Below are 23,443 nucleotides of genomic sequence, written 5' to 3'. Positions count from 1 at the left end.
GGAACAGTGGATCGGAACAACCGCTGGGAGGCTGGATGGAATCGCGCTGGTGATCCTCCTCCCTGAGCATCCGCTGGACGTGCTACAATAGCGCATAATCACGAGGATCAGATAGAGATGAATCCGAGAGATCACCGCCAGGAGAAAGTTGGATTACGACCGAGCACGCGGCGGCAAATCCGCAGGGAGATCTACCTGCCGTTGCTGTTTGCTGTGCTCTTGATCGCGGGGCTCGCGATCTTTCTCTGGCCGGAGGACAGCAATCCCGGCATTTTCGCGGACGTGTCCGTGGTTTGCCTGGCGCTGCCGATCCTGCTCTTCGGTGTGTTGGCCGTGGTGATCCTGGGTTTCGCCGTGTTTGCGACGGAGAAGCTGATCCGGTTGCTGCCGGCTCCTTTCAGGAAAGCGTATCGTTTTTTGGAACGACTGGAACGTACAGCGAAGCACAGCGGCGATCTGGCGGCTAAACCGATGATCAGCACGCTGTCCGCCTGGGCGGGAATCAAGGCATTCTTCCACGGTGTAGCCTCGATCTTTCGTTCCGATGAGGGAAATCTATATGAATGATGACGAGAACTGGAGAACTCGAACCCTGATCATGGGCGGTGTGATCGGCACAATCACTGGCCTGATGATGGCCGTGCTGCTCGTGCGGCGGGCGGAACAGCAGGGCGAAAGGCCGAAGCTCGGCACCAGCGAGGGTATGAAGATCGGCATGGCACTGCTGGGTTTACTGCGTCAGATCGCCAAATAGAGCAGGGGTAAACGGCAAGCTGCGTTCGTGAGGATTCCTCGAACATAAACACCGCCTGATTTTCGTCAGGCGCGCGAGACGGCGTTGCCGCGGTTGCGCGTGTGAGACACATTTCAACAATGACATGAAAACCTATCTTGAATGCATACCGTGCTTCTTCCGGCAGGCGCTTGAGGCCGCCAGAATAACCGGCGCGGACGTGAAAACCAAAAAGAGAATCCTCGATGAGGTCGCAAGATCGATTCCGGGATTCCGCCTGTCGTCTACACCTCCCGAGATGGGGAAAACGATTCACGACATCGTCAAACGGATGAGCGGAAATCCCGACCCCTATCGTGACCTGAAGCACAGAGCGACAGAGCAGACATTGGCGATCTATCCGGACCTGAAGCAGAAAGTCGAGATTGCGGAAGATGGACTGCGTATGGCGGTAGAGTTGGCCATCGCAGGAAACATCATCGATTACGGCACCGAGAACTCGCTCGTTGTGGAAAACGAGCTCGACAAAATCCTGCAGAAAGAACAGAAGGCCATCGCGGCGGAAAGAGAGTCACTCTTCGACGTTCGATCTTTCCGAAACGCGCTCGCTGAGGCCGGGACCATTCTCTATCTCGGCGATAACGTTGGTGAGACCGTTTTTGATCGAGTGCTCATGGAAGAAATCAAACGCATCGACCCCGTAAAAGAGATCCTTTATGCGGTTCGGGAGAAACCGATCATCAACGACGCCACGAGAGAAGATGCGCTTGCGGCCGGAATCGACCGGGTTGCGGAAGTCATCTCGAGTGGATCGGAAGCCCCGGGGACGATTCTTGAGTCGTGCTCGCAAGAGTTTATCGCCATCTTCGACGAGGCTGATTTGGTCATCAGCAAGGGACAGGGAAATTATGAGACCTTGTCGGACGTACGCCGCCCGGTCTATTTTCTGTTCATGGCAAAATGCCCGGTGATTGCCAGAGGTTTGGGCTGTGCGGTGGGGGAGATCGTCCTGATGTGCAACGAAAATGCATTCGACCACGCTTGAGCACCGGTCGATGTGAGGAGATGTTTTCCATCCGGCTGGAGCATGCGTAGGTTTTCTTTTTCCACTTCTTGATTCAACTCCGTTCGTTCCCTCCCGGGATTTCGTTGGCGTTCGTCGCTCTTGACAGATGTCCCTATATTGATTAATATAGAAACGAACGTTCGTTCATATAATCAAGTAAGTAACTGAGAAAACACTGATGATCGCAAAGGGCGAGAAGACCAGCACCCGCATCGTCGAAGCGGCCCGCTTGCTGTTCGAACAGCAGGGTTATCACGGTACGTCCATGCGCCAGATCGCCCAGGAAGCCGGCATCGCCTTGAGCGGCATCTACAATCATTTCAACAACAAGGAAGACATCTTCGTCAAGGTCATGCAGCGGTTCCATCCTTACCACGAGATCGTGCCCATCGTACGCGCCGCAACCGGCGATTCGGTGGAAGAATTCGTCAAACACGTGGCAGAGGGCATGATCGCAGTGCTGGACCGGCGTCCGGATTTCCTCAACCTGATGCTGATCGAGATCGTCGAGTTCAAGAGCCGGCACCTTCCCGATTTGATGTCGCATTTCATTCCGCAGGTCTTGAGCATCGTGCAGGAATTCGCTGAGATGAAGGACAACATCCGCCCGATACCGATCCCGATCATCGTGCGCGTTTTCCTGGCGAATTTCTACGCTTACTTCCTGATCGAAAAATTCCTCGGCGAGGGATTCCCGTTCGAAATGCGAGCCGACGCGCTGGACTATACCGTCGATATCTTTTTACAAGGAATCGTCACGGAGGACTGAGAGATGGCCGCCGAGATCTTGCAGCGGGTTATGTTGATCCTGCTGCTCGACATCGGACTGCACACGTTGGTGCGTCTGGAGCCCAGGTTTCAAGCTCGATAGACGGGCCGGGAATTGGTTCTCCTATAAATTGATCTTCGCCAAGGTCTGACAGGGCAGGACGGACATGCTAAACAACCGCTTGATGTCGCTAATCCGTAAAGAGTTCATCCAAATCTGGCGCGATCCGCGCACCTTGCTGCTGGTCATCGCCATACCGGTCACGCAGATCCTGCTCATGGGATACGCCGCAACGACAGACGTGCGCAACATCCCCATGGCGGTTCTGGACCAGGATCGCAGCGCCTCGGCCAGGCAATTGCTGGACGCGTACCGTGCCGCGGACTACTTCCAGATCGTGATCGAGGTCGATTCCGAGGACGAATTGCGGGAGACGATCGATGATGGAGATGCCAAAGTGGGCCTGATCATCCCGCCGGATTACAGCCGGCGCTTGACAGGGCAAGGTTCGGCGAGCGCGGTCTTCGTCCTCGACGGAAGCGATCCGACGATCGCTTCGACGTCGCTCTCTGCGGCCAAATTGATCGCCCAGGCGTATGCAACGCAGGTGCTGCTCGACCAGAGCGCACGCTTCAGCATCTCCGCCGTTCCGGAAGCCCCGTTGGAACTGCATACCCAGGTCTGGTACAACCCGGACATGATCGATGCCTATTTCATGGTACCCGGGGTGATCGGCACGATCCTGTATGCACTGACGTCCACTCTCACCGCCACGGCCGTCGTGCGCGAGCGCGAACGCGGCACGATCGAGCAGCTCATCGTCACGCCCATCCGGCCCTGGGAATTGGTCGTCGGTAAGATTCTGCCGTACGTGTTTCTGGCGTTGATCAACACCCTGGAGGTTCTGGCAATCGGGTCCCTGCTCTTCCACGTCCCCATTCGCAGCAACCTGAGCCTCATCCTGCTCCTTTCCGGTCTGTTCCTGCTCTCGGGGTTGGGCGTAGGGCTGCTGGTTTCGACCATATCGAACACGCAGCAGGAGGCGATGCTCGGGGCATTTTTCACCTACTTGCCGAGCATTTTCCTCTCGGGCTTTTTCTTCCCCATCGAAGCCATGCCCAAGGTGCTGCAGTGGATTTCGACGATCATTCCACTGCGCTACTACCTGGTCGTCATCCGTTCTTTACTGATCAAGGGTGTGGGCATAAGCGCCCTGCGGGATGAGATATTGGCCTTGCTCCTCTTCGGTGGGGTGATGATGACTCTGGCGGCCCTGCGTTTTCGTAAACGCCTCGATTGAGGGCGTGTTTCCGTTTTGAACGTTTTCCATCCGCTGGAAAGGATAGCGGGTGAATTGGGAGGTTAGCATGACAGTCGAACGTATCCGCAGAGCAGTTCTTTTACTGCTGATCCCCTTGTTGATCGTGATCTCGATCGTATATCTGGCCAACGTCTCGAAGGAGACGGAAGCGGGTATCCAGGCCTCCGGTACGGTCGAGGCGCTGGAGGTGACGATCTCGCCGGAAGTGGCGGGACGAATCGATGTCGTGCTCGTCGACGAAGGGGATCACGTTGAAGTCGGCGATTTGCTGCTTCGTCTCGACGACGAACTGCTGCAGGCGCAGCGGGAGCAAACACAGGCGGCGGTCCAAACGGCCAGGGCGACGCTCAACAGCGCTCAGATCAACCTGGATTTGCTGACGCTGCAGGCCGATCTCACGCGCCGCATGCAGCGTCAGACCGACCAGCCCAATCGGGAGGACCGCTGGCGGACCACAATGCCCTCGGAGTTTGATCTGCCGGTCTGGTATTTCGACCAGTCGGAAGAGATCGACGCCGCCCAAAAAGAGGTCGATCTCGCCCAGGCTGCACTGCAGGACGAACAATCGCGCTTCGATACGCTGCTCGAAGCCTCCACTATGGAAGACTTGCAGCAAGCCGCAGACCGCCTCGCCGACGCACGCATCAGTTTCAGGGTCGCAAAGGAAGTCCTGGATCGCGCCCGCCGCGCGCGCGACGATGCGGATCTCGAACAATACGCCGAGGATCGATACGATGCCGCGAAAGCCGAACTCGAAGCGGCGCAGTCGGATTACGATCAACTGCTGTCCGGGAAGGACGCCGAGGACGTTCTCGAAGCGCGGGCGCGTTTGGCCGTCGCCCAGGAGCGCTACGACTCGGCACGCGACCATCTGGCGGCGCTGCAGAGCGGAGATTACGCGCTTCAGGTGCGCATCGCCGAACGAAATCTCGATCAGGCCCAGGCGGCTGTCGATCAGGCGAACGCCGGATTGTCGCAGGCGCAGGCCGAATTGGACGTGATCGACCTGCAATTGGGAAAAATGGAGGTATCCGCCCCGATCTCGGGCGTCGTGATCACGCGCAACGTAGAACCGGGCGAAGTGCTCCAGCCCGGTGCAGTCGCCTTGACGCTCGCTCAACTGGACGACCTGACCATCACGGTTTTCATCGAGGAAGATCGATACGGGCAGATTCATCTGGGCCAGGCAGCGATCGTTACCGTGGACTCGTTTCCCGATGAAACCTTCAACGCCACGGTGACGCGCATTGCCGACCGGGCAGAATTCACCCCGCGAAACGTGCAGACCAAAGAAGGACGCCGGGTGACGGTTTTCGCCATCAAACTGGAGCTGAACGATCCTACCGGACGCTTGAAGCCGGGCATGCCGGCGGACGTGGAGTTCGTCGAATGAGGGACCTACGGCCGGCCGATTCCTGTCGAAAACTCGGGCATAGGTGAGGAGGGCGCGTGTTGGAGACCTTGATCCAGGCCGATGATCTGCGTAAGAGCTTCGCTGCGCGCACCGCCGTGAACGGTCTCTCTTTGCGCGTGCGAGCAGGCGAGATCTATGCCCTGGTCGGGCCGGATGGCGCGGGAAAGACCACCACCATGCGCTTGTTGTGCGGTGCGTATACCCCGGATTCAGGGTCGGTCAGGCTGGCTGGGATCGACCTGTGGGAGCAGACGGAGCGGGCGAGGGCGCAGATCGGCTATTTACCGCAGCGTTTTAGCCTGTACGGGGATTTGACCGTGTTGGAGAACCTGCGTTTCTTCGCCGAGGTGCGCGGGATTTCACCGTCCGAGTGGCGTCCGCGTTGCGAAGAAATTCTGGATTTCGTGGGGCTGAAAGACTTCGTGAACCGAAGGGCGGATGCGCTCTCCGGCGGAATGAAACAAAAACTGGGATTGGCGGCGGCGTTGGTCCACAAACCGCGAGTGCTGCTGCTCGACGAACCCACCGGTGGGGTCGATGCACTCACCCGGCAGATGTTCTGGCAGCTGCTGATCGAACTCCTGCGCGATGGCGTCGCCGTATTGATCAGCACGCCTTACATGGACGAAGCCTCCCGCTGCAACAAGGTCGGTTTTCTTTCGGATGGCAGACTCTTGTTGGAAGGATCGCCGGGGGAGATCACACAGCGGCTGGCGGGACGTATCCTCGCCTTGTACGGCGGCCCCAGACGGATCGTCGAACGCGTGGCAGACGATATCCCGCAGATCGAAGGCGTGCGCGCCTTCGGAGACCGCTGGCACATCCGTGTGAAAGCCGGGGAGAACGGGAGTGTGATCCGGCGTTTGAAAACCGGCATAGAGAAAATGGGGGGCACGGTCACGCGGCTGACCGAAACACCTCCCGGGTTGGAGGACGTCTTCATCGAATTGCTGACCCAGGATGATAACGCCGATGCCTGACGATGTCGTTGTCCAGACCGAGGAACTCAGCAAGAAGTTTGGAGATTTCATCGCCGTCGACAGGGTATCGTTCGAGGTGCGGCGCGGTGAAGTGGTGGGCTATCTGGGACCCAACGGCGCCGGAAAAACGACCACGATCCGCATGTTGCTGGGACTGCTGCTGCCGAGTGGGGGCTGGGCGAAGGTGTTAGGCTTTGATTCGCGTAGTGAAGCGGAAGCCATCCGGGCTCGCGTGGGTTACATGTCGCAGAAATTCGCCCTGTATGACGAGTTGACGGGGTTGGAAAACCTCACTTTTTACGCCGGTGTGTACGGTATGCACGACCCTGCGCGCCTGCGTGAGGTGTTGGACCGCTTGGGTCTGAACGACATGGTAGGGGAACGCGCCGGGTCGCTGCCCATCGGCTGGCGGCAGCGGCTGGCTCTGGCCACCGCGATCATTCATCAACCCAGGCTGCTCTTCCTGGACGAACCTACCAGCGGTGTCGATCCCGTCGCCCGCAGGGATTTCTGGGATTTGATCTACGCCCTGTCGGATGAAGGCGTGACGGCCCTGGTGACCACGCATTACATGGACGAAGCGGAATACTGCGGACGCGTGGGCATCATGCACCGCGGCCGTTTGATGGCCATGGGCACGCCGTCGGAACTCAAACGCGAGGCGCTCCCGGGCACCGCCTGGGACGTTTTTGCGGAACCGATGCTGGAAGCGTTAAAGGCGCTTGCAGATGATCCGCACGTAACCCGGGCCGGATTGGCGGGCGACCATCTGCGCGTGATCGCGCCCGCCGATGTCCGTGAAGCGGATTTGCAGCGGGCGTTATCGCAGGCTGCGGTGCAGATCTCACGTATCGCCGTGGTCGAACCTTCGCTCGAGGATGTCTTCCTGGCGCTGTTGGGAACCTGAACGGGCGTCTGTACGGGAAGCATTTTTACGTCTGCCGATTCCTTGGCATCCCGGCGCCAGGCGTGGGATAATGATCCCCTGCATGGGGCTTCGAAAACGCATTCTCCCGTCAAGATACTCCTTGATTCTCTGTCTTTCGGCGTTATCCCTCGCCGTCTCTGCGGTGCTTCAATCCTGTCACTTCCCATTTGCTTCCCCATCGCTGCCTGCTCCATCTTCGCCCAGTCCGACTGCCTTCCAGCCGCTCACTGTCACGCCTACACCGGAGCCGTTGAACGTGTGGATATCACCTGCGGTGCCGATGGGTTTGAGAGAACGCATAGACGGCGCCGTCCGGACCAATGCAGCATCGATCCGCATCAGCGACGAAGCGGACGCCCAGTTGAAGATTCAGGCGAACGCTGAATTTCGACCTGTGGAGTGGATCTATGCACTTGCGGCGCCGTTCCCCACGCTGCAGGACGGTGTGGCCGGGACGGATCTGCAGGCGATCTGGGCCGGAAGCGGTGACTTCGAGGGAAAAATCTATGCCTCCAACACCACACTGATGGCCTTCGAAGGGCTGTTCGGCGCCGCGGACGAGGCGAAAGTCGTCGGCGTCTCTCCGCAGACCCTGGCCGATGTGGCCTGGGCCGATCGACCTGCCTATGCCATCGTCCCCTTCGACGAGCTCGAACCGCGCTGGAAGGTGTTGGAAGTGGATGAGAAATCTCCCATCCGAAACGATTTTGATGGGGACAATTACCTGCTCCGGGTGAGCTTTGGGCTAAGCGGATCTTCTCAGGCGATCGAGCAATTCCTGCGGTTGGTGGATTGGCCGGCGACAAATCGGGATCCTGCACGCATGACGATCCTGGCCATGACCGGCGTTACCGCCTTGACGCGCGGCACGGCGGCGAGGATGGACTCCCACGGCGTGGACTATCCGGGTCTGTTGATCGGGGATTGGCTGCGCGACGCGGACCTGACCCACGTCAGCAACGAAGTGTCTTTCGCCGAATCCTGTCCGACGCCCGATCCTCTCACCGCGGACATGCGCTTCTGCAGCGCGCCGAAGAACATTGCCCTGCTCGAAGATGTCGGTGTGGACCTTGTGGAACTCACCGGCAATCACGTGAATGATTGGGGGGAGGACGCTCTGCTCTACACCCTGGATCTGTACCAGGCGCGGAACTGGCAGACGTTCGGTGGTGGACGAAATCTGGACGAAGCCTTGCGTGCGGTGACCATCGATCATAACGGCAATCACCTCGCCTTTTTGGGATGCAACGCTGCCGGTCCGGCGCACGCCTGGGCGACGGAGGATTCTCCGGGCGCGGCTCCTTGTGATACGGAAACGTTATACGCCGAGATCGAACGTCTGCGGTCGGATGGATACCTCGTGGTTTTCACCTTCCAATGGTTCGAAGGAGCCTCTTTGCTGCCGCCACAACGGGATGCTTTTCGAGAGGCGGTCGATGCCGGTGCAAATATCGTCAGCGGAAGCCAAGCGCATCAGCCGCTAGGGTTTGAATTTTACAACGGCGGGTTCATACACTACGGTTTGGGAAATCTGTTTTTCGATCAAATGCAGTCTCTGGCACTGCGCCAGGAGTTCATCGATTTTTACGTCGTCTACGATGGCCGTCACATCAGCACGGAGCTGCGAACGGCGCTGCTCGAGGATTACGCCCAACCGCGTCCGATGACGGCTGAAGAGCGCCTTGCGTTTCTCGCCGATATTTTTGCCAGAAGCCTCTGGTAGCCTATCGCCTATCGCCGGCCTTTCCAGTCGAAGCTAAGCGTCTTCTGCGTCAGTGGACATGGCGTGGAACAACTGCGTTTCCAGAATCTGCTCGGGGGCCAGGGGATTGAGCTGCAGATACCAGCTTGCGGCAGCGGTGATTGCGGCCTGCGGAACCAAACCGACCAACTCCGCGTGATGGATCGATGTGCCGCAGCGCTTGGCTTCGCTGCGGATCATCTCCTGGACGCGGGCGATCGGGGTGACGTTAAAGTCGGTCAGATTCATCGACACCTGGGCCTGTCCCCCGACCAGCAATCCGATCGCTTTCACGTTGGGTAAACCGCCGGAGGATTGGCGTACGATGCGGGCGATCTTTTTCGCAACTGTCACATCGTCGGTGGATAAATAGACGTTGTAGGCGATCAGCGGCGGACGGGCGCCGATGATCGTGGCGCCTGCCGGACCTAGTGTTTTGGGTCCGAAATCCGGATCGCGTTCGGGGTCCTTGCCCAGTGACTCCCTCAACGCTTCATATTCTCCCCGGCGGACATCTTCGAGTTGAACGCGCTGTGGACGGAGCGCGGCGCGCTCGTATAAGTAAACCGGAATGCCCAGTTCCTGTCCCACTCGTTTCCCCAACGACCGGGCCAGTTCGACGCATTCATCCATCTCGATGCCGGAGAGGGGGACGAAGGGAACCACGTCGGTGGCGCCCAAGCGGGGATGCGCTCCACGGTGTTTATCGAGGTCGATCGTCCCGGCAGCTTTTTCGATCGCTCGAAAAGCTGCCTCCGAAACGGCGGCCGGTGTTCCCGCGAAGGTGATCACCGTACGATTGTGATCCTCGTCGCTGTGGCGGTCGAGCACGAAGACGCCGGAAACGTTTGAAATGACCTGCTCGATCGCTCGGATTACGTTCGTGCGCCGGCCCTCGGAGAAGTTCGGAACACATTCCACGATCCTTTGGGGCATTACGGCCTCCCTGTTCTGCTTCCATTATAGCCTGACTGCGGTTGATGGGTTACTGCCACCGGATAATCGATTTGGTCGATCTCGACTTCGGACCTCAACGAGCGTTTGGGAATCACGCGATAGAATGTAGATAGCTTGGCATTGATGCCTGGGTTTTGGCCGTTGCCGGATTTTTCGCTTCTGGATGGAGGAATAATGACTTCGCGAAGGTTTCGCGTGTTGATGGGATTGCTCCTGGTTGCCTTCCTTTTGGTATCTTGTCAGGCGGGCAGCCCTGCTTCCAGCGTCGCTGAAGGAAACCAGCCGCAAACATCCGGTTCTTCGGCGGACGAGGGATCGGAAGTAGGAGAGTCGAATCAGGCGCAAGCGTCTGATGCCTCGGCAGCTGAAGAACCAGCGGCAGCAGGACCACATCCGGAGCCGCGTACGGAATTAACGGCGACGAATCCGGGCCGCGTGAAGCTGGGCTCCGGCAGGGTGACTCTGGTCGAGTTCTTTGCTTTCTGGTGACCGACCTGCCAGCGATTGGCGCCCGTCGTGCACGGGCTCGAAGCAAAGTGGCAGGAAGACATCGACTTCGTTTATCTCGACATCGACGATCCCCGTACGGACTCTTTCAAGCGAGAGCTGGGTTACCGGGTCCAGCCGCATCTTTTCCTCGTAGATGAGGACGGGACGGTGATCCATCAATGGTTGGGTTACGTTGAGGCCGAAGATCTGGAGGCGGCATTCAACGAGGCCTTAAAGTGAGAGCTTCGCTCCAGATGAGCCAATTTGATGGGTATCTTGTTGCGCCCATGATGCTTTTTATCTAGAATCTTGGGAGCATCAGACCTTACCTTTCGGGAGGATTACAAATGGATGAGGACAAGGTCAAGCGTTTGAAAGTTATGCGATTCTGGCTCTTTGGCACTTTCGTCATCGTGTGGGCTTCGATAACGATGTATATCGGGCTATTTACCGGGTCAGATTGGGTCGCAGCGCTCAAAGCCGGCTTTCCGATCTGGGGCATTATTGGAGTAGCCTGTATCGTTTGGTACGTCGGCTATTTATGGTGGCTTCGCCGTCAATAATCCGGTTAGCGATAGAGATTCATAATCTCATTAACCACGGATCTCGCCGAGGCACACTCGGCACGCTTTGCATTTAACCTTCCCCTATTTAGAGGCTCGTAATACATTCATCGTTACCTGGCGAACAGGGAGGGGTTTTGATCCGTATTGTCTTCTATTGGACACCGGTGAGGCGGGAGTACCAGTACCAGATTACATCACGTCCCGGTTTCCCATAGATAGAAGCTGATTTGTCTTGCAGCACTACGCTGGGATTATAGCCACGTACGAAGAAGCCCTGGATCTCATCTCGAACGGTAGCTTCCAGAAGCACCGCATTGAGCGCCTGCGCTTGTGCGAGTAAATCGACTCCCAAATCCGGGTCGACGATGGCGCCCTGCTCGAACTCGGTGTTGTCTCTGCACGTTTCGTCCGGCGCTTTGGCGCACGCGCTCGCCGAGCCCTCGATGGAAAGGTATTCCACACTCAGATAGATGGGAACGTTCGAAAGCCTCGGATCGGCGAGCAGCACGGTGTCCAGCAGCGAGCTCGCCGCAGATTGCATTTCTGCGGGCGAAGCTTCCTCCGTGGTGGCCAACGGGGCATGCCAATACACATACACTGCATCGCAGGCGACCATGAAATTGGGAATCGCCTCCAGTTCATCCGACAGCTCGATCTGAAAGGCGAGCTCGCCGTCGTATATTTCGCCGATCTCCGTGATGAGCTCCAGCCAGCGATGTTCTGCGTCCATCGGCACTTCGGAAGAAATGTCGCCTGCGATCAATCCGCCGGGCAGGGCAGGCATCGTCTCGACTCCGCCGAGGACCAGACGGGATACGTCATTCCGTTCGGCCAGCCGTGCGTAGGTGAGTATGAACGATCTGTATTCTTCAAACCACACATCCCACCAGGCCGAATCGCGGGGCGCCGTCAGCCACCAATTCTGCAGGCTGCCGTCCTCAACGGACAACGTTGGTCGAAGGGAGATCTCGAGGCCTCGTTTTGTCGCTTCACGGATCGTGTTTTCCAGGTCGGCCGCAAAGGGGGCGCGTGCCGGATCGAAAGCGATGTTCGGCGTGGGTTCGTTCTCCTCGAGCACCCAACTGGGCGTCAACACGATGGCGTTGGATCCGAGATCTACGACACTGCCGAGCATCGCAGTGGTCAGAGCTTGAAGATTCGGATGGTAACCGGACACCAATTCCACACCGACCTCGTAATCATTGCGGGCTTCGATCGCCGGAGCGATGATGGTCGTCGAGGGCGAATCGGCGGACAACCACCACCACGCTGTCACCTCATCGTGGAGCTGTTGCATGTCTCGTGAGGGGGTGAGTGGACGACCCATGGAATTCGAGCCGGCCGTCTCGATGTCGTCGGCGCTGCCACATTGGCCATTGCGGCAGTAGCGGTAGCCGATCGTTCCGCTGAAATCGAGGGGGCCGTGCAAGACGTAGAACCATTGGTTTTCGTCCTGGGGCCACATCGGGATCGGCTCGAACCACGTGTACGGGTTGAGCTGCAGGCTGATCTGCTCGCCGGGCGGTGTATCCGCAGGCACGGTGACGTTGAATTGCACGCTGCCCTTCGATCCGCCGTGCCACGTTGCTACGGCGTCTTTTAAGATGATGTCGTAGTCCGGGACGATTAATTGCCGCGTCAGGAAATAGCCATCCGGATCGCGCTCGGCGTTCCAGAAGCCGTCCCCGAGCGTGTATTTGTAACGCAGGTCTGTGCCGCTGTAGAGCGTCACGACGGAGATGTAATCGGTAGGAGTCACCAGAAGGGCTTCGGGCATCTTGGCCACACTCAGATTTACGCCGCCGGAAAGCGGGCTGAAGACGTTGCCCATTTGCTGTACGTTGCCGGCGATGCGCAGCGGTATGCCGGGGATCGTGTCTTCCGGAACGGAGATCTCAAAAGTAACTTGAACCCGTTGCGCAGCCGAGAGCTGCAGCGCAATGGGAGTCGTGCTGTCTGCGGCAATCAGCGCGCCTTGCTGCACGGTTTGGTACGCGCCGGTCGGGCTGAAGACCACGAGTTGGTGCAAACCGGGTTGAAGACCTTCGATGCGGAAATTTCCCTCCCCGTCGCTGAACGTGCGAACGCCCGCAACGACCACGACCATCTCCGCAAGCGGCGATCCATCGGCTTGATCGGTGAGCTGACCGATAATCCTGCCTACGGGTCCTTGATAGGCAGCGTCGCTCCAGGTGGCAATGACATCATCGATCCGGGTTGGACCATCGATTTTCGCCAGGCGATATTCGATGGGATTTCCCATGGTGTCCGCCTCGTCCGCGGGCGACGGCGACTGGCGAGTGTAGCGGTAGTGCAGCACTGAGCTGACGGGCACGGCGACATGGACTTCCCAGTGTCCATCCTTTTGGCGCTTCATTTCATGCGTAACGGTGTTATAGTCGAGACCGGTCACTTCGTCGACGACGACGAGCGCCAGGTCGGATTTCGAGGTCGTGTCCGCGGGCGGGGATGCACTGAAGACGACCTCCGCGGCCGGCAGCGGTGTGGCCGTGGGAATCACTCTGGACGTGGGGCCGCTGCTGCCCGAGAACATGTCGGTGAGCGAACAGCCCGATACGAGCGGAATCAAGAGTATCACGAGAAGCAAGTACATCGATCGGTGTTTGCTCATCGAGTTTATTAATGGATTGTGGGTTAGCTTTCCGCTTTGCATTCTGTCAGGCACCCTGATGTCTCGTTTTTTCCTCCGTGAGGAAATGTTGTATGAGCTGGAAGCAAAGATCGATGTTCGGGATGCGCTGTGCAGACAGCCGCATTCTCCGCTTCCAGTGGGCGGATTGTTTTTCGATGATCAGAAAACCCCTGTCTAATTTGACCTTGTTGATTTCGGCCCACGGATACTTCCGCTTGCCGTGAAGGAGTTCTCTTCTCGTGATTTCTATGGAACCGAATTGTACTGCATCTCCTTGCTGCAGTGCTTGGCGATATTGTTCCAGCAATCCCGGATAGACGTACTTTTTCGCCGTGATCGCCAGTTGATCCAGGTTCGTAAGCGACTGGCTCAAGGAACGCTTTCCCTTTGGTTTGAGATGAATCGTAATCTTCGAACTCCTGCCCCAGGAAAACCAGGGCAGGCCGTAGCGCACCGACGACGTCGAGATGGCTTGAATTTGATCCCATGGGATTCTTTCGAATTTCCCTCTCCGGCTGATCAAGATGCCTCCGGCGTAAACTTTTGTGTACGCTCCCCGTAGGTGCAATAAATACGCCAGACCGATGAGACCCAGCATGGCGGAAGCGAAACTGATCCCGAGGGCCGGTCCGGACCAGCGTGCTACAGCAGCGGGTCCGAAATGGCGATAGGCGAAGTACCAGCGGTAGATTCCGATTGCCGCGCTGAGGAAGGCCGTGCAGAGTCCGATCACGGTCAACGAAACGCCGAGCGTGCGATACTCTCGACGCAATCCGTGAGTGCTGATCACGGAGCCAAATTCCCGGGGTGCGGATTCTACGAAAGCTCTGTCCATCGGCCTTTCAAACCTCGATGGCTGCGAATTCGCCGTTTACCCATGTACTGCGGCGGCCATGCATACTGGGCGATCGTCGTACCGATAACGCAACTTCTCCGCTGCGCTCGACGAATCCAATTCATCTTACGTCTTTACAGCAGGGCGAGGGTGCCGGATTCCAGGGATTCGGGAGCGCACGAATTCTACCGCACGAGAGAAAGGAGGGCAAAGACGATGAACAGCTTGCGTGTGTGAATTATGACTTCAATTGGGAGGCGGCAAGCCGGCGTTGTGCGATCGCAGCCGCAGCGATGCTGATGAAGTAAAGCAGGATCATCGGCACCATGACGATGGCCATGTTTACCGGATCGATCGTCGGGGTCACGACGGCCGCCACAACGGCGATGGCCACAATCGCCACGCGCCAACCTTGAGCCAACGTTTTGGCCTGGACGATACCCAGTCTCGCCATGCTGTAGATGACGAGCGGGAATTGGAAGGCGACTCCGATCCAGAACATCACGCCGGTGACGAAACGGATGTAGTTCGAGGGACGCGGCACAGTGTTGATGCCGATGAAACCCAACATGAAGGGCAGCGCGGCCGGGAGCATGATGTAGTAAGCAAAGGCCATGCCCATCAGGAAAAGCACCGTGGCGAAAGGCGTGATGGCCAATAACGACTTGCGCTCACGAGGTTTCAGCCCCGGATTCACGTAGGCGAATATCTCGGCGCTGATGTAGGGCAGTGCCATGGCGAATCCCGTCAGCAGCGAAACGCGCATAAAGGCGCCTATGGATTCGGTCACTTCGATCGCTTGGAGGTTGGCGATCCCGCCGATCGGTTTGGCCAGCCAGTCGAGGACCTTGCTGGCAAAGGTCATACTCACGATGATCATGATCACGAGAACGATGACCGAGCGGATGATGTGACCTCGCAGCGCTTCGAGGTGTTCGAGCAAAGCGGACGGCTGCTCGACTGCCTTGGTGAGTGCATCGCCGAGGGGAGTGTCCTCCGGCTCGTATTCGATGAACTCCCTGAATGCGCGGAAGGGTTTCGAGATCAAGCGAAATGGAAACCCGAGTATGTGGCGGACCTTGTCTAGAAATCTGCGTCTCATAGAAGCACTCGTTATTGATCGCCTTCAGCGTTTTGCGCATCTTTCGCTGGAGCGGTGGTATCGTTGGATTTGGTTTCCTTTTCTTGCGGCGTCCAGGCTTTCAGACCATCCTCGAGTCCTTGCGATTCCTGCAGACTGGGAGATTCTTTCTTACCGGCAGGTTTTGATGATTCGGTGAGTTCCTTTTCCGTTTCATCCAATTCATCCTGCACCTCGTTCAATTCTTCCGCCGTATCTTCGATCGTACGCTTGATCTCTTCCAACTCCTCGAGCGCGGCTTCACGCGCCAATCGGTTGGGCAAGGAGCGTATGTTGCGCGAGGTTTCGCGAAATAGTCGCCAGGTATCCGAACGGTAGAAACGGTTTAAGAAACGTCCTGCTGAGCGGGCATACTTTCCAATGTCTTCCGGGCCGATGAAGATGAGGGCGATGATCAAGATGAAAATGATTTCAAGCGTACCCACGCCAAATATGTTCATGCGTCTTTACTCGGTTTTCCTATTTGTCAAAGATCAAGACTCTTCATCTTCCCGAATCAAGGTGCCCAGAACGCCGTTGATGAATCGAGGGGCGTTATCGGAGCTGAAACGTTTTGCCAGTTCCACGGCTTCATTGATGGCAACCTTCACCGGAGTTTTTGTGTAAATCTTGATCTCCCACAGTGCGATTCTCAGGATGTTCCGGTCTAAAATCGCCAGCTCATCCACCGGCCAATCCGGTGCGCAGCTGGCGATCATGGCGTCCAATTCTTCTGCATGCTCGAACGCACCCAATACCATTTGACGGAGAAATGCCGCTGTTTCCTCCTCGAGATCGCTGCTCCTCTCCAGGCGGCCGGCCAGGACTTCCTCCAATGGATGCCCGACGCAGTCGACTTCATAGAGTATCTGCAGCGCCAGACTTCGCGCGCGCCGCCTTTCACGCTTCATGACGCGCGCATCGGCCGGGGTTAGGTGTAATCGATGTCTTCGATGTGTACATCGATGCGCGTAACCTGCATTCCAACGATGTCTTCGATCGCTCGGGCGACATTTTCCTGGACCTTGCGGCTCACGTCTCGGACGTTGGTGTCTTTTTCTAGTACGAGGTGCAGATCAACAGACACCGCTTCGTTGTCGATTTCGATACGGACGCCTTCGCCGGATCCGCGGCGGAAGAGCCGGTTTACACTGCTGGGGCCTGGAGCGACTGCAGCGACTCCCTGAACACCCAGTGCGGCCAGCCTTGCAGTTGTAACGAGCACGTTTGGGGCGATCGTCGTCGCGCCGGGCGCTCGTGCGGCATCCTTTTCTTTCGCAGCCATGTCTTTTCACTCCCTGGTTCGTTTGACGCAGATATCGACTGCTATTTTACCGAATTCGAGACACGATTTCCCGCAAACACGGGCGGCGGCATCGTGTCGTAAGCCTCGTCCGCTCCGACTTCAGCATACCTCATGGATAGATCTTGTGCGTACGCCAAAAGAAACGTGAACGGCTTGACACACTGGAGGCGGTTTCCTCCGTTCGGGTTATGTGCTTTCGTTCTCGAGAACGAGAAAATCCGCCTGCAATGTTGTTAAATATATTCTACCTACATCATCGCCATACCGCCATCCACACCCAGAACCTGGCCGGTGATGTAGGATGCTTCGGGGGAGGCCAGGAAGGTTACGGCCGCGGCGATTTCTTCTGTGGAGCCCATGCGTCCCATGGGAGTCATGCCCAGGATGTAATCCATCAATTCTTGTGGAAGGGTTTCCGTCAGCGGCGTCGGGATGAATCCGGGCGCCACGGCGTTGACGGTGATGCCGCGCGTGGCAACCTCGCGCGCCAGGGCTTTGGTGAAGCCGATCAACCCGGCTTTCGAGGCCGAGTAGTTGGTTTGCCCGGCTTGTCCGACCTGTCCGGAAACGGATGAGATGTTTACGATGCGGCCGTAGCGCTGCTTCATCATGCTGCGCACGACGGCCTTGGAACAATTCCAGCCGCCTTTGAGATTGACGTTGATCACGGCGTCCCAATCCTCAACGGGCATGCGGATGATGAGATCGTCGCGCGTGATGCCGGCGTTGTTGACCAGGATGTCGATCCTTCCGAGTTCCTTGATGACCGTCTCGGCCATCGCTTTGGCCTGTTCGAAATCCGAGACGTCCACTTTGACGGCGATCGCCTTGACTCCCGTCGACTTGCTGATATCGGCTGCAACTTTCACCGCGCTTTCGAAGGCGTAATCCGCAACCGCGACCGATACGCCGCGCGTGGCGAACGATTGAACGATGGATTGTCCGATCCCGCCGGATCCGCCGGTAACGATGGCAACTTGCCCCTCGAACGAGGCCGATTTTTCAGTCATGTGAATCTCCTTAGATTGTCATGGCTCGCACAAGTATACCGCGCCGGACACGAGGCGAGCTTTCGGATGTGGGGATATGGATCGATCCTGCATATCCCCCTTTGTATCGGTGTCGATATGATTTTACGATAGCAACCCGTTCGTGGATCGTTGGTTGCGTGTGAAATCGTGAAAATCATGCATATCTTTTCCTACAGTGTTGCTATTCCCCCGGCTGCAATTATTCTACGACAGTGATTTCTGGCTGATCCTGGGGAACGATGGGGTCCATTCCCTGCCAATAGCGGAAGGCCAGTGTCCAGGCGCTTGAAGACAGGATTTGCACCAAGGACTCAAAGAATATACTGATGGCCACGTTGATGGCCAAGATGGGGAGGTTGCTGAATGGATCATTATGGAACGAGCGCAGGACATTACCGAGATCCGGGAATGCGTTATTCTGCAGCGACAGTGGAATGATGCTTGAACTAAGACAACATGTCAAGAATACTGCCGGTACGACGATGACCAGCCCCAGTAAAAATCCAATTACGATGAAATCCTTCAATTTATCCAATAATATGCGTACGCCGCGCTTCAGCGCGTCGAAAACGATCATACCTTCCAGAACCACTGCACGATCGGCCCCAACGCTGATGGCGCCTGAAAAAATGGTTAGCAAACTGATGAAACAGCGAATGCCCAGAAGGATTCCTGATTGCGTGTATGCGGCTGACGATTGAAGTTCACCCGTTCCAGCGGCCTGGCCCATCGCGCTGGCGTACGTTCTGGTTGCCAGGAATGAAATGATCCATACCGGCAGCAGGAGAATGACCCGCAGCCCCAACAAACGAAGGAGATTGCGTATGGCGGCAGTAAATCCGTCCTGTACGGTCACGGAATGCCGCTCTGCGATGGCGTTGACCAGGTGAATCAGCGCTCCCGGCAAGAACGCAGTGTATGTAAAAGCAAGGAGTGAAGTCAGGATCGCAAACGCGATTCCGGCTTGCCCGAGCAGGGTTTGAACGACAGTCACCGTACCGATCGTAATTACCGTCACGATCCACAACGATCCATTTTGTAACATGATTTTGAACGCATTGTTGATCAGTTGGGTGTGTTTTATGGCTGTCCTCCTCGAGCGATTGTCATCTTCGATCTCATTCACAGACAAGCGTGTGAAGGAGTGCTTTGAGCAAGCGAGTTACGCCGGATGCATCCTGGCAATTGCGGAATCTTCCTGAGCTAAATTGGTGTGTGAGCAAGTTACGTAGAATCAGTCCACAATCGAGAGATTCCCTGGTCAAGAGCCCATCTGGCCGTAAATTATAAAATCATATACCCGGAACGCCAATTTCCCTGGCGCGCCTCAGCAGCCTTTCAGGGTCATCCCGAAATAATTTCGGATCCGTCTGGTGCTTCGTCAGCTCGAGCATCGCGTCTGTGAGCGTCCGATTTGCCGGTGTAGCAATGCCTTGCTCGCTTCCCTGGTGCACGACGGCGCCATTCAACCATTCCACTTCGCTGCGGCCTTTGCCGATGTCGTAGTGGAAGGACGGCAGCTTTTCCCCTCGGCCTTTTGCTACGACTTTCCCCAGCACGGGACGGATGACCCCCGCCGGCAGGAAGATCGCCCGCCCGAGCAGGGCCACGGGTACGCCGGGCAGATTTTGCGGGCTGATTCCCAGGCCTCGCATCACGCGCATCGTCTCTCGCAGGGCTTCGATCTCCAGCCGGGCCAGGCCGGGGTGGGCGAATATGCGTTCGGGCGGCCATCCCAGGATGGCTGAACTGGCATTGGCGACGATGTTGGTCAGCAATTTGGACCACTTCAGGCGCGCACGATCGTGGTAGAGCCGGACGTCGAATCCGGCCTGGCGCAGTTCCGCTGCGATGCCCGGTACGATCGCTCGATCCTGCACCAATCCCACCCCGCGCTCCCTTTCGATGCGGATCAGTCCCGGCTCCAGGTGCTGCACCGCAGTGGTCAGCGTGCCCGAGAGGACTCGGTCCTCGCCGAGCAGCTCGGCCAGCGTCTGCTCGTTGCCAACGCCGTTGAGCATCGAAAGAACGGGAATTCGGGCCACGGCGGCAGCCTGGATGTCCTGCGCCGCGGAACGGCAATCGTACGCTTTCACGGTGAGGACGATCAGATCCGCCGGAGGATCAGAAAATGCGGCGCGCAGCTCCGTGATGGTTTCGGGCTGCGCCAGGCGCGTGCGAGTACCGTCTGTCTGCAGAGTCAGCCCGTTTGTACGCAGCGCTTCAGCGACGTGCGGACGCGCCAGGAACGTAACACGCTGGCCGGACAAGGCAAGCCGGCCGCCAATCAGACCGCCGACTGCTCCCGTACCGTAGATTATGTAGTGCATGCGAAGCGCCTACGAAGATCCCAGCAGGTATTCGATGAGGGCGTTCAACTCTTCGTCGGAGTAAAAGTGGATGATGATCCTGCCGCTGCCTTTGCTTTGCTGCAGACTCACTTTGGTGCCCAGCGCCTGGCGCAGTTGATCCTCGAGGGCAGTTTCCTCCGGCGTTTTCTTCTTCACCGGCGCCGATTGCTTTTTTTCCCCCGTCAGCCGGCGCACCAGGGATTCCGCCTGACGGACGCTGAAGTCATTTTGCAAGATCGTTTGCAGCGCGGCCGATTGCGCCTGCGCGCTGGAGAGAGCCAGCAAAGCGCGGGCATGCCCTTCGTGTATCGTTCCATCGAGCAGCGCTTTGCGCACGGCCGGAGAGAGTTTGAGCAGCCGTAAGGTGTTGCTGATCGCCGTGCGGCTCTTGCCCACACGTTTTGCGATCTGCTCGTGGGACAGCCCGAATTCGCTGGCCAATTGTTCGTATCCCTGCGCCGCCTCGAGCGGATTCAGGTCCGTCCGCTGCAGATTCTCGACGAGCGCCCATTCCAGACTTTGCTGGTCGTCTGCCTGGCGTACGATGACCGGAACTGTCGCCAGACCGGCGATTCGCGCCGCTTGCAGCCGCCGCTCACCGGCGATCAGCACGTAACCTTCCGCCTCGGAACCTCTCGCGACCATCAGAGGCTGCAGGACACCGTGCTCCCGGATCGAGTCTGCCAGGGATTGCAGGCCTTGCTCGTCGAAGTTCGCTCTCGGCTGGCGCGGATTGGGAACGATGTCGTCGATAGGAACCTGGAGCACGCCGCTTTCAACTTCCGGCTGCTCTTCGCCCGTCGGAATGAGAGCGTCCAGACCTTTTCCAAGACCTCGCTTGCGGCTCATATCAGGCCTCACACTTTTTTACTGGCTTCGCGCAGGTCCACGCCGTCACCTTGCAGGATTTCCTGCGCCAGGGATTGATAGGCGGCGGCTCCGGGAGAGCCCGGATCGTATGCTAGGATCGGCACCCCATGGGACGGCGCTTCTGCCAAACGAATGCTGCGGGGGATGATCGCATGGAAAACTCTGCCGGGGAAGTGTTGGCGCACTTCATCGACGACGTCCTTCGAGAGGTTGGTCCGGCTGTCGTACATCGTCAGCAGCATACCTCGAATTGCCAGTGCGGGAAAGAGACTGCTGCGTACACGTTGAAGCGTCTTCATGAGCTGGGTCAGTCCTTCGAGGGCAAGATACTCGCATTGGATGGGGATGATCACGCCATGGGATGCGGCCATCAATCCATTGATCGTCAGCAGTCCCAACGACGGCGGGCAATCGATCAAGATGTAGTCGTATTGACCCGTGATCGGCGCCAGGGCCTCCTGCAGTAGCTTTTCCCGGCCGTCGATTCCCACCAATTCGACTTGTGCGCCCGCCAAGGCAGGGGATGAGGGCATCAAGGACATTTTCAATTTCGGATTGATCAACGTGCTTTCAGCGGCCGGTTTGCGGCCAATGAGGACGTCGTACGTGCCGACCTTGATCTCGGCGTGGTTGATGCCCAGGCAGGACGTGGCGTTGGCTTGTGGATCGAGATCCACGAGCAGCACTTTTTGTCCCATTTTCGCCAGGTAAGCGCCGAGGTTGATCGCCGTTGTCGTCTTGCCCACGCCGCCCTTCTGGTTGACCAGGGTGTATATTCGAGTCATCAACGCACCTCTGCCTGCAAAGCTCGCACTTCTTCCCGCGACGGCGAGCTTTCGATGCCCGTTCGCATGACGGATTTAGAGGCCAATTCCGTCGCCAGACGGGCCGCTTCCCACGGATCTCGATGGCGTTGAACGTGGATGAAAAATGCAGCGGCGAAGATATCCCCGGCGCCGGTCGGATCTACTTCCACCATGCGCGGGGCAGGAAAATGCCGCCGCTGACCTTTGAAATGTACCCATGCCCCGTTCGGTCCATCGGTGACGACGAGCAGCCGGCAGTTTTCCGCCACGGCTGGAACGGTCTGGGGAACGTTATCGAGGTCTTCCAGGCTGAGAACGACCGCATCGGCCAGCGGCAGGACGTCTCGAATGGTCTCCCAATGCATGAGATGGATTTTTCCGTCTTCGTTCCATCTGCGCAGCCAGCCCTGCGGCGTCAGACCGATGAACGCCTCCGCAAAGCATCCGATCAGATCCGGGCTCACCTCGTTGGCGATCGGTCCGAGATGCACGAGCGGTGTTTGCTGCCATTTCTCAGGGACGGCAGCTGCGTGAATGGGTTCAGCTACGCTGCGTAAGAACTGGTCGCGTCCCCGGGCGGTGTAAAGATTTTCGAAGGTCGTCGTGGCTGCGGACGAAACGTTGCGGATGTCCAAACCGTTTAAGGGGCTCAGGTTGAGATCCCCGGCGTACGAGGTCAGAACGCCGACAGACAAATCGTGTGCCTGCGCCGTCCGGCCGGCATACGCTGCAGTCCCCCCGATCTCATCTCCCTGCGGGGATTGGTCCTTTGCGATGTGGCCGATGACGAGGTAATCGATGGGCGTGGGTTTGCTCGAACGACGAATCTCCGGAAGAGATGCCATGGTTTGCCGGGTTCTCTAGCGGACGGGAACGATGGTGACTTTTCGACGATCCCCTTCACCGACGCTGACGGTCTTGACGTTCGGGTCGTCGCGTAGTTCGATGTGGATGATGCGCCGCTCGTTGGGCGCCATCGGTTCGAGGGTCATGGTACGGCCGGTTTCCAGCGCTTGCTGTGCCATGCGGCGCGCGAGCCTGCGCAGTTGTTTTTCCTTACGAGCGCGATAGCCCTCGACGTCGATCACAACGGCGACCGGACGTTTGAGCTCCTTGCCCAGAATCAGACGGGTGATGTACTGCAGCGCGTAAAGCGTCTTGCCGCGGCGGCCGATCAGAACGTTCAGGTCATCGCCGTGAATGTCGACGAGAAGTGGGCGGATCCTTCCTTCCTCGTCCGATTCTCCCCAGCTGGCTTCGACGTCTCCGCGGATGTCCATGCGCTGCAGCAGCTCGGCGACCGTCTCGCGCGCGACCCGCACGACTTCGGCATCCTCGCCTTCCATTTGGGGCACCGCTTCGGCGGGTTCTTGAGACCGCCGCTCGTCCTGCGCCTCCTGCGACGCAGAGGTGCGTATCGTAAGCCGTACTCTTACTTGCCGGTTTCCCAATCCGAGAAAGCCGCGCCCGCCTTCGTCGATGACCTCGACGTCGAAAGCTTCAGGAG

At 57.9% G+C, this 23,443-nt stretch carries 26 protein-coding genes; 12 read left to right on the top strand and 14 right to left on the bottom strand.

Features of this window, described 5'->3' with window-relative positions; genetic code table 11:
• Positions 1–117 precede the first annotated feature (117 nt).
• From P8Z34_02125 to P8Z34_02085, 9 genes are all read left to right on the top strand, one after another.
• On the top strand, positions 118–567 hold the full coding sequence (locus tag P8Z34_02125; GenBank protein MEJ2549463.1) for a hypothetical protein: 450 nt from the start codon (positions 118–120) through the stop codon (positions 565–567).
• Positions 560–754: a hypothetical protein gene (locus P8Z34_02120; protein ID MEJ2549462.1), complete on the top strand. Its 195-nt coding sequence runs from the start codon at positions 560–562 to the stop codon at positions 752–754. The genes P8Z34_02125 and P8Z34_02120 overlap by 8 nt, the downstream gene beginning before the upstream one ends.
• Positions 755–878: 124 nt before the next feature.
• Positions 879–1,778 (top strand): ARMT1-like domain-containing protein, encoded by a 900-nt coding sequence (locus P8Z34_02115; GenBank protein ID MEJ2549461.1) that lies wholly within the window; start codon positions 879–881, stop codon positions 1,776–1,778.
• Between the two features lie 199 nt (positions 1,779–1,977).
• Entirely contained in the window at positions 1,978–2,568 is a 591-nt protein-coding gene (locus tag P8Z34_02110) for a TetR/AcrR family transcriptional regulator (GenBank protein ID MEJ2549460.1), read from the top strand.
• Positions 2,569–2,734: 166 nt separating this feature from the next.
• Positions 2,735–3,868 carry an ABC transporter permease gene (locus tag P8Z34_02105; GenBank protein ID MEJ2549459.1) on the top strand — a complete coding sequence of 378 codons (1,134 nt, stop codon included), beginning with the start codon at positions 2,735–2,737 and terminating at the stop codon, positions 3,866–3,868.
• 67 nt (positions 3,869–3,935) lie between these two features.
• The gene (locus tag P8Z34_02100) at positions 3,936–5,282 is read left to right on the top strand and encodes an efflux RND transporter periplasmic adaptor subunit (GenBank protein MEJ2549458.1); all 1,347 of its coding nucleotides are present in this window, start codon (positions 3,936–3,938) and stop codon (positions 5,280–5,282) included.
• Positions 5,283–5,338: 56 nt separating this feature from the next.
• Positions 5,339–6,283 (top strand): ABC transporter ATP-binding protein, encoded by a 945-nt coding sequence (locus tag P8Z34_02095; protein ID MEJ2549457.1) that lies wholly within the window; start codon positions 5,339–5,341, stop codon positions 6,281–6,283.
• Positions 6,276–7,190 (top strand): ABC transporter ATP-binding protein, encoded by a 915-nt coding sequence (locus tag P8Z34_02090; GenBank protein ID MEJ2549456.1) that lies wholly within the window; start codon positions 6,276–6,278, stop codon positions 7,188–7,190. The genes P8Z34_02095 and P8Z34_02090 overlap by 8 nt, the downstream gene beginning before the upstream one ends.
• Before the next feature lie 82 nt (positions 7,191–7,272).
• On the top strand, positions 7,273–8,934 hold the full coding sequence (locus P8Z34_02085) for a CapA family protein (GenBank protein MEJ2549455.1): 1,662 nt from the start codon (positions 7,273–7,275) through the stop codon (positions 8,932–8,934).
• Positions 8,935–8,967: 33 nt separating this feature from the next.
• Here P8Z34_02085 and ftcD read toward each other — a convergent pair whose 3' ends face one another.
• Positions 8,968–9,888 (bottom strand): glutamate formimidoyltransferase, encoded by a 921-nt coding sequence (gene ftcD, locus P8Z34_02080; protein MEJ2549454.1) that lies wholly within the window; start codon positions 9,886–9,888, stop codon positions 8,968–8,970.
• 195 nt (positions 9,889–10,083) lie between these two features.
• On the opposite strand from ftcD, the gene P8Z34_02075 reads away from it, so the two are divergent.
• The 3 genes from P8Z34_02075 to P8Z34_02065 all read left to right on the top strand — a co-directional run bounded on the left by P8Z34_02075 (position 10,084) and on the right by P8Z34_02065 (position 10,961).
• The gene (locus tag P8Z34_02075) at positions 10,084–10,398 is read left to right on the top strand and encodes a hypothetical protein (protein MEJ2549453.1); all 315 of its coding nucleotides are present in this window, start codon (positions 10,084–10,086) and stop codon (positions 10,396–10,398) included.
• A 27-nt stretch (positions 10,399–10,425) separates the two neighbouring features.
• Positions 10,426–10,638 carry a hypothetical protein gene (locus tag P8Z34_02070; GenBank protein MEJ2549452.1) on the top strand — a complete coding sequence of 71 codons (213 nt, stop codon included), beginning with the start codon at positions 10,426–10,428 and terminating at the stop codon, positions 10,636–10,638.
• A gap of 107 nt (positions 10,639–10,745) precedes the next feature.
• Complete coding sequence (locus P8Z34_02065) at positions 10,746–10,961, top strand: hypothetical protein (GenBank protein ID MEJ2549451.1); 216 nt, start codon at positions 10,746–10,748, stop codon at positions 10,959–10,961.
• A 154-nt stretch (positions 10,962–11,115) separates the two neighbouring features.
• Here P8Z34_02065 and P8Z34_02060 read toward each other — a convergent pair whose 3' ends face one another.
• The 13 genes from P8Z34_02060 to jag all read right to left on the bottom strand — a co-directional run.
• Positions 11,116–13,596 (bottom strand): carboxypeptidase regulatory-like domain-containing protein, encoded by a 2,481-nt coding sequence (locus tag P8Z34_02060; protein MEJ2549450.1) that lies wholly within the window; start codon positions 13,594–13,596, stop codon positions 11,116–11,118.
• Positions 13,597–13,642: 46 nt separating this feature from the next.
• Entirely contained in the window at positions 13,643–14,452 is an 810-nt protein-coding gene (locus P8Z34_02055) for a hypothetical protein (protein ID MEJ2549449.1), read from the bottom strand.
• Between the two features lie 238 nt (positions 14,453–14,690).
• Entirely contained in the window at positions 14,691–15,554 is an 864-nt protein-coding gene (gene tatC / locus P8Z34_02050; protein MEJ2549448.1) for a twin-arginine translocase subunit TatC, read from the bottom strand.
• A gap of 11 nt (positions 15,555–15,565) precedes the next feature.
• A complete protein-coding gene (locus P8Z34_02045; protein ID MEJ2549447.1) occupies positions 15,566–16,033 on the bottom strand; it encodes a hypothetical protein in 468 nt (155 codons plus the stop codon).
• A gap of 33 nt (positions 16,034–16,066) precedes the next feature.
• The gene (gene nusB / locus P8Z34_02040) at positions 16,067–16,483 is read right to left on the bottom strand and encodes a transcription antitermination factor NusB (GenBank protein MEJ2549446.1); all 417 of its coding nucleotides are present in this window, start codon (positions 16,481–16,483) and stop codon (positions 16,067–16,069) included.
• Between the two features lie 20 nt (positions 16,484–16,503).
• Positions 16,504–16,857, bottom strand: coding sequence for an Asp23/Gls24 family envelope stress response protein (locus P8Z34_02035; protein ID MEJ2549445.1), 354 nt, complete (start codon positions 16,855–16,857; stop codon positions 16,504–16,506).
• 269 nt (positions 16,858–17,126) lie between these two features.
• Positions 17,127–17,888, bottom strand: coding sequence for a 3-oxoacyl-[acyl-carrier-protein] reductase (gene fabG, locus P8Z34_02030; GenBank protein MEJ2549444.1), 762 nt, complete (start codon positions 17,886–17,888; stop codon positions 17,127–17,129).
• Between the two features lie 220 nt (positions 17,889–18,108).
• Entirely contained in the window at positions 18,109–18,927 is an 819-nt protein-coding gene (locus P8Z34_02025) for a hypothetical protein (GenBank protein MEJ2549443.1), read from the bottom strand.
• A 274-nt stretch (positions 18,928–19,201) separates the two neighbouring features.
• Positions 19,202–20,239, bottom strand: coding sequence for a ketopantoate reductase family protein (locus P8Z34_02020; GenBank protein ID MEJ2549442.1), 1,038 nt, complete (start codon positions 20,237–20,239; stop codon positions 19,202–19,204).
• Positions 20,240–20,248: 9 nt separating this feature from the next.
• A complete protein-coding gene (locus P8Z34_02015; GenBank protein ID MEJ2549441.1) occupies positions 20,249–21,109 on the bottom strand; it encodes a ParB/RepB/Spo0J family partition protein in 861 nt (286 codons plus the stop codon).
• 8 nt (positions 21,110–21,117) lie between these two features.
• A complete protein-coding gene (locus tag P8Z34_02010) occupies positions 21,118–21,915 on the bottom strand; it encodes a ParA family protein (GenBank protein MEJ2549440.1) in 798 nt (265 codons plus the stop codon).
• On the bottom strand, positions 21,915–22,781 hold the full coding sequence (locus tag P8Z34_02005; GenBank protein MEJ2549439.1) for a PfkB family carbohydrate kinase: 867 nt from the start codon (positions 22,779–22,781) through the stop codon (positions 21,915–21,917). The genes P8Z34_02010 and P8Z34_02005 overlap by 1 nt, the downstream gene beginning before the upstream one ends.
• 15 nt (positions 22,782–22,796) lie before the next feature.
• Positions 22,797–23,443: RNA-binding cell elongation regulator Jag/EloR (jag, locus tag P8Z34_02000; protein ID MEJ2549438.1), on the bottom strand; the 647-nt coding region annotated here is incomplete at its 5' end.

It is taken from the genome of Anaerolineales bacterium (assembly GCA_037382465.1).
GTDB lineage: Bacteria > Chloroflexota > Anaerolineae > Anaerolineales > E44-bin32 > WVZH01.
Note: the sequence above shows the minus strand (reverse complement) of the source record. Positions and strands in the feature narration are given on the sequence as shown.

Bases quoted from the DNA above. Each gene is read 5' to 3' on its own strand.
- P8Z34_02125 (MEJ2549463.1), top strand. From the start codon at position 118: ATGAATCCGAGAGATCACCGCCAGGAGAAAGTTGGATTACGACCGAGC.
- P8Z34_02120 (MEJ2549462.1), top strand. From the start codon at position 560: ATGAATGATGACGAGAACTGGAGAACTCGAACCCTGATCATGGGCGGT.
- P8Z34_02115 (MEJ2549461.1), top strand. From the start codon at position 879: ATGAAAACCTATCTTGAATGCATACCGTGCTTCTTCCGGCAGGCGCTT.
- P8Z34_02110 (MEJ2549460.1), top strand. From the start codon at position 1,978: ATGATCGCAAAGGGCGAGAAGACCAGCACCCGCATCGTCGAAGCGGCC.
- P8Z34_02105 (MEJ2549459.1), top strand. From the start codon at position 2,735: ATGCTAAACAACCGCTTGATGTCGCTAATCCGTAAAGAGTTCATCCAA.
- P8Z34_02100 (MEJ2549458.1), top strand. From the start codon at position 3,936: ATGACAGTCGAACGTATCCGCAGAGCAGTTCTTTTACTGCTGATCCCC.
- P8Z34_02090 (MEJ2549456.1), top strand. From the start codon at position 6,276: ATGCCTGACGATGTCGTTGTCCAGACCGAGGAACTCAGCAAGAAGTTT.
- P8Z34_02085 (MEJ2549455.1), top strand. From the start codon at position 7,273: ATGGGGCTTCGAAAACGCATTCTCCCGTCAAGATACTCCTTGATTCTC.
- ftcD (MEJ2549454.1), bottom strand. From the start codon at position 9,888: ATGCCCCAAAGGATCGTGGAATGTGTTCCGAACTTCTCCGAGGGCCGG.
- P8Z34_02075 (MEJ2549453.1), top strand. From the start codon at position 10,084: ATGACTTCGCGAAGGTTTCGCGTGTTGATGGGATTGCTCCTGGTTGCC.
- P8Z34_02065 (MEJ2549451.1), top strand. From the start codon at position 10,746: ATGGATGAGGACAAGGTCAAGCGTTTGAAAGTTATGCGATTCTGGCTC.
- P8Z34_02060 (MEJ2549450.1), bottom strand. From the start codon at position 13,596: ATGAGCAAACACCGATCGATGTACTTGCTTCTCGTGATACTCTTGATT.
- P8Z34_02055 (MEJ2549449.1), bottom strand. From the start codon at position 14,452: ATGGACAGAGCTTTCGTAGAATCCGCACCCCGGGAATTTGGCTCCGTG.
- tatC (MEJ2549448.1), bottom strand. From the start codon at position 15,554: ATGAGACGCAGATTTCTAGACAAGGTCCGCCACATACTCGGGTTTCCA.
- P8Z34_02045 (MEJ2549447.1), bottom strand. From the start codon at position 16,033: ATGAACATATTTGGCGTGGGTACGCTTGAAATCATTTTCATCTTGATC.
- nusB (MEJ2549446.1), bottom strand. From the start codon at position 16,483: ATGAAGCGTGAAAGGCGGCGCGCGCGAAGTCTGGCGCTGCAGATACTC.
- P8Z34_02035 (MEJ2549445.1), bottom strand. From the start codon at position 16,857: ATGGCTGCGAAAGAAAAGGATGCCGCACGAGCGCCCGGCGCGACGACG.
- fabG (MEJ2549444.1), bottom strand. From the start codon at position 17,888: ATGACTGAAAAATCGGCCTCGTTCGAGGGGCAAGTTGCCATCGTTACC.
- P8Z34_02020 (MEJ2549442.1), bottom strand. From the start codon at position 20,239: ATGCACTACATAATCTACGGTACGGGAGCAGTCGGCGGTCTGATTGGC.
- P8Z34_02015 (MEJ2549441.1), bottom strand. From the start codon at position 21,109: ATGAGCCGCAAGCGAGGTCTTGGAAAAGGTCTGGACGCTCTCATTCCG.
- P8Z34_02010 (MEJ2549440.1), bottom strand. From the start codon at position 21,915: ATGACTCGAATATACACCCTGGTCAACCAGAAGGGCGGCGTGGGCAAG.
- P8Z34_02005 (MEJ2549439.1), bottom strand. From the start codon at position 22,781: ATGGCATCTCTTCCGGAGATTCGTCGTTCGAGCAAACCCACGCCCATC.